The sequence below is a fragment of the Psychrobacter sp. TB55-MNA-CIBAN-0194 genome, assembly GCF_040309505.1.
Classification (GTDB): Bacteria; Pseudomonadota; Gammaproteobacteria; order Pseudomonadales; family Moraxellaceae; genus Psychrobacter; species Psychrobacter fozii.
This window is the reverse complement of the sequence record NZ_JBEOOW010000018.1, coordinates 1-5071: the sequence shown is the minus strand read 5'-3', so window position 1 is coordinate 5071 and position 5071 is coordinate 1. Positions and strand designations below refer to the sequence as shown.

The window sequence follows — 5071 nt, the reverse complement described above, 5'->3', positions numbered from 1 at the left end:
GCTTATACAAGATAGATTAATTAGACTTGTATACAAACCACTTGGGTGTTGTATGGTCAAGCCAAACGAGCAATTAGTACAGGTTAGCTACATGCATCGCTGCACTTCCACACCCTGCCTATCAACGTCCTAGTCTTGAACGGCTCTTTAGGGAAATCTAATCTTGAGGTGGGCTTCCCGCTTAGATGCTTTCAGCGGTTATCCCATCCGAACGTAGCTACCGGGCAATGCCACTGGCGTGACAACCCGAACACCAGAGGTTCGTCCACTCTGGTCCTCTCGTACTAGGAGCAGATCCTCTCAAATTTCCAACGCCCACGGTAGATAGGGACCGAACTGTCTCACGACGTTCTAAACCCAGCTCGCGTACCTCTTTAAATGGCGAACAGCCATACCCTTAGGACCTGCTTCAGCCCTAGGATGAGATGAGCCGACATCGAGGTGCCAAACACCGCCGTCGATATGAACTCTTGGGCGGTATCAGCCTGTTATCCCCAGAGTACCTTTTATCCGTTGAGCGATGGCCCTTCCATACAGAACCACCGGATCACTAAGACCTACTTTCGTACCTGCTCGACTTGTGGGTCTCGCAGTTAAGCGCGCTTTTGCCTTTATACTCTACGACCGATTTCCGACCGGTCTGAGCGCACCTTCGTACTCCTCCGTTACTCTTTAGGAGGAGACCGCCCCAGTCAAACTACCCACCATACATTGTCCTCGGTATTGTTATACCTGAGTTAGAACCCCAACATGACCAGGGTGGTATTTCAAGATTGGCTCCACAAACACTAGCGTGTCTGCTTCAAAGCCTCCCACCTATCCTGCACAAGTCAGGTCAAAGTTCAATGTAAAGCTGTAGTAAAGGTTCACGGGGTCTTTCCGTCTAGCCGCGGGTACACAGCATCTTCACTGCGATTTCGATTTCACTGAGTCTCTGCTGGAGACAGCGCTGCCATCATTATGTCATTCGTGCAGGTCGGAACTTACCCGACAAGGAATTTCGCTACCTTAGGACCGTTATAGTTACGGCCGCCGTTTACTGGGGCTTCGATCAAGAGCTTCGCTTACGCTAACCCCATCAATTAACCTTCCAGCACCGGGCAGACATCACACCCTATACGTCCACTTTCGTGTTTGCAGAGTGCTGTGTTTTTAATAAACAGTTGCAGCAGCCTGGTATCTGCGACTGCCAGCAGCTCAAGGAGCGTGTCCTATCACCACCAACAGCGTACCTTCTCCCGAAGTTACGGTACCATTTTGCCTAGTTCCTTCAGCAGAGTTCTCTCAAGCGCCTTGGTATTCTCTACCTGATCACCTGTGTCGGTTTAGGGTACGATTCGTTTATAACTATTGCTTAGAAGCTTTTCCTGGAAGCATGGTATTTGCCACTTCACTGTACAAGTACAGCTTGCTATCAGATCTCAGCCATGTAGTAGCCCGGATTTACCTAAGCCACAAGCCTACATCCTTTCACCTGGACAACCAACGCCAGGCTGACATAACCTTCTCCGTCCCTCCATCGCATTATAAACAAGTATCAGAATATTAACTGATTTCCCATCGACTACGCCTTTCGGCCTCGCCTTAGGGGTCGACTCACCCAGCCCCGATTAACGTTGGACTGGAACCCTTGATCTTCCGGCGTGCGAGCTTTTCACTCGCATTATCGTTACTCACGTCAGCATTCGCTCTTGTGATACCTCCAGCATGCCTTACGACACACCTTCACAGGCTTACACAACGCTCCCCTACCACTTGAAAACAAATTCAAATCCGCAGCTTCGGCTCCTAGTTTGAGCCCCGTTACATCTTCCGCGCAGGCCGACTCGACTAGTGAGCTATTACGCTTTCTTTAAAGGATGGCTGCTTCTAAGCCAACCTCCTAGCTGTCTATGCCTTCCCACCTCGTTTCCCACTTAACTAGGAATTTGGGGCCTTAGCTGGCGGTCTGGGTTGTTTCCCTCTCCACAATGGACGTTAGCACCCACTGTGTGTCTCCCGGATATCACTCATCGGTATTCGGAGTTTGCATCGGTTTGGTAAGTCGGTATGACCCCCTAGCCGAAACAGTGCTCTACCCCCAATGGTGTTCGTCCGAGGCGCTACCTAAATAGCTTTCGGGGAGAACCAGCTATCACCGAGTTTGATTAGCCTTTCACCCCTATCCACAAGTCATCCCCTGGCTTTTCAACGACAGTGGGTTCGGTCCTCCGGTGCCTGTTACGGCACTTTCAACCTGCTCATGGATAGATCACTCGGTTTCGGGTCTATACCCTGCAACTAAACGCCCTATTAAGACTCGGTTTCCCTACGGCTCCCCTAAACGGTTAACCTTGCTACAGAATATAAGTCGCTGACCCATTATACAAAAGGTACGCAGTCACTCCAATAAATTGAAGCTCCTACTGCTTGTACGCACACGGTTTCAGGTTCTATTTCACTCCCCTCACAGGGGTTCTTTTCGCCTTTCCCTCACGGTACTGGTTCACTATCGGTCAGTCAGGAGTATTTAGCCTTGGAGGATGGTCCCCCCATCTTCAAACAGGATTTCTCGTGCCCCGCTCTACTTAATATGTTAACTCTAATGTTTCGAATACAGGACTATCACCTACTACGGTCAGCTTTCCCACGCTGTTCTTCTACATTAGAATTAATCGGCTTCTCCCCGTTCGCTCGCCGCTACTAGGGGAATCTCATTTGATGTCTATTCCTAAGGGTACTGAGATGTTTCACTTCCCCTCGTTCGCTTCTTGTACAAGTACAAGATACCTACCTTATGGTAGGTGGGTTTCCCCATTCAGAAATCTCCGGATCACAGGATATTGCCGCCTCCCCGAAGCTTATCGCAGGCTGTCACGTCTTTCATCGCCTCTGACTGCCAAGGCATCCACCATGTGCGCTTCATTACTTGACCATACAACCCCAAGTAGTCTCTCGACTTCTAAGTGTCATACAATCTAATTATGATAACGATATCACCTAATTTTATACGCTTGATTCAGTTCTCTTATTACTTTTTTAATAACTCACCCCTGGGATAACAACTGATGTCGTTAAGAGGTGAGTTATTAAGGTTAAGAAGTGCGCGTGAACACGCTCTTCCTAACCCAGACTCATATCTATGTTTTTAAATAGTTCCTACTCTCTCGTCGAGTAGCAGGTTCTGTATAAAACAGAAAGAAGTAATCTTGCCAATATAATGGCGAATCACTTGTTTCTATTTAATACCTATTTTATTTATTAGCATCTAAAGTTTCGTATTTATAGTGGTGGAGCCAAACGGAGTCGAACCGTTGACCTCCTGCGTGCAAGGCAGGCGCTCTACCAACTGAGCTATGGCCCCGTAAATAATGGTAGGCCTGGGCAGACTTGAACTGCCGACCCCCGCGTTATCAACACGGTGCTCTAACCAGCTGAGCTACAGGCCTTTGTATGCCTACAAAGGCAAAAGCTAATAAATACTAGCTTAAACTAAAGAACAACTTGTTGTGAATTCTTGCTGACCGAATGTCATCTATAAGGAGGTGATCCAGCCGCAGGTTCCCCTACGGCTACCTTGTTACGACTTCACCCCAGTCATCAACCACACCGTGGTGAACGCCTCCCCGAAGGTTAAGCTATCCACTTCTGGTGCAATCAACTCCCATGGTGTGACGGGCGGTGTGTACAAGGCCCGGGAACGTATTCACCGCGGCATTCTGATCCGCGATTACTAGCGATTCCTACTTCATGGAGTCGAGTTGCAGACTCCAATCTGGACTACGATAGGCTTTTTGAGATTCGCATCACATCGCTGTGTAGCTGCCCTCTGTACCTACCATTGTAGCACGTGTGTAGCCCTGGTCGTAAGGGCCATGATGACTTGACGTCGTCCCCGCCTTCCTCCAGTTTGTCACTGGCAGTATCCTTAGAGTTCCCGGCTTAACCCGCTGGTAACTAAGGACAAGGGTTGCGCTCGTTGCGGGACTTAACCCAACATCTCACGACACGAGCTGACGACAGCCATGCAGCACCTGTATTCTAATTCCCGAAGGCACTCCCGCATCTCTGCAGGATTCTAGATATGTCAAGACCAGGTAAGGTTCTTCGCGTTGCATCGAATTAAACCACATGCTCCACCGCTTGTGCGGGCCCCCGTCAATTCATTTGAGTTTTAACCTTGCGGCCGTACTCCCCAGGCGGTCTACTTATTGCGTTAGCTGCGTCACTAAGTCCTCAAGGGACCCAACGACTAGTAGACATCGTTTACGGCGTGGACTACCAGGGTATCTAATCCTGTTTGCTACCCACGCTTTCGAGCCTCAGTGTCAGTATTATGCCAGAAGGCTGCCTTCGCCATCGGTATTCCTCCAGATCTCTACGCATTTCACCGCTACACCTGGAATTCTACCTTCCTCTCACATACTCTAGCTCTACAGTTTCAGATGCAGTTCCCAGGTTGAGCCCGGGGATTTCACATCTGACTTATAGAGCCACCTACGCTCCCTTTACGCCCAGTAATTCCGATTAACGCTTGCACCCTCTGTATTACCGCGGCTGCTGGCACAGAGTTAGCCGGTGCTTATTCTGCAGCTAATGTCATCGTCCGTGGGTATTAACCACGGAGTCTTCTTCACTGCTTAAAGTGCTTTACAACCAAAAGGCCTTCTTCACACACGCGGCATGGCTGGATCAGGGTTTCCCCCATTGTCCAATATTCCCCACTGCTGCCTCCCGTAGGAGTCCGGGCCGTGTCTCAGTCCCGGTGTGGCTGATCATCCTCTCAGACCAGCTACAGATCGTCGCCATGGTAGGCCTTTACCCCACCATCTAGCTAATCCGACTTAGGCTCATCTAATAGCGAGAGCAGTAAACTGCCCCCTTTCTCCCGTAGGTCGTATGCGGTATTAATACGAGTTTCCCCGTGCTATCCCCCACTACTAGGTAGATTCCTAAGTATTACTCACCCGTCCGCCGCTCGACGCCTGATAGCAAGCTATCATCGTTTCCGCTCGACTTGCATGTGTTAAGCCTGCCGCCAGCGTTCAATCTGAGCCATGATCAAACTCTTCAGTTTAATCTTGCTATGAAG

The 5071-nt window shown here is 49.6% G+C and carries 2 tRNA genes and 2 rRNA genes; all 4 read right to left on the bottom strand.

Annotated elements, in window-relative coordinates:
- Positions 1 to 52: 52 nt before the first annotated feature.
- Positions 53 to 2914, bottom strand: a 23S ribosomal RNA gene (locus AAEY75_RS14025).
- Between the two features lie 353 nt (positions 2915 to 3267).
- Positions 3268 to 3343, bottom strand: a tRNA-Ala gene (locus AAEY75_RS14020).
- Positions 3344 to 3351: 8 nt separating this feature from the next.
- A tRNA-Ile gene (locus AAEY75_RS14015) sits at positions 3352 to 3428 on the bottom strand.
- Positions 3429 to 3517: 89 nt separating this feature from the next.
- Positions 3518 to 5056 (bottom strand): 16S ribosomal RNA (locus AAEY75_RS14010).
- The 16S and 23S rRNA genes sit together here with 2 tRNA genes alongside, the layout of an rRNA operon.
- Positions 5057 to 5071: the final 15 nt, after the last annotated feature.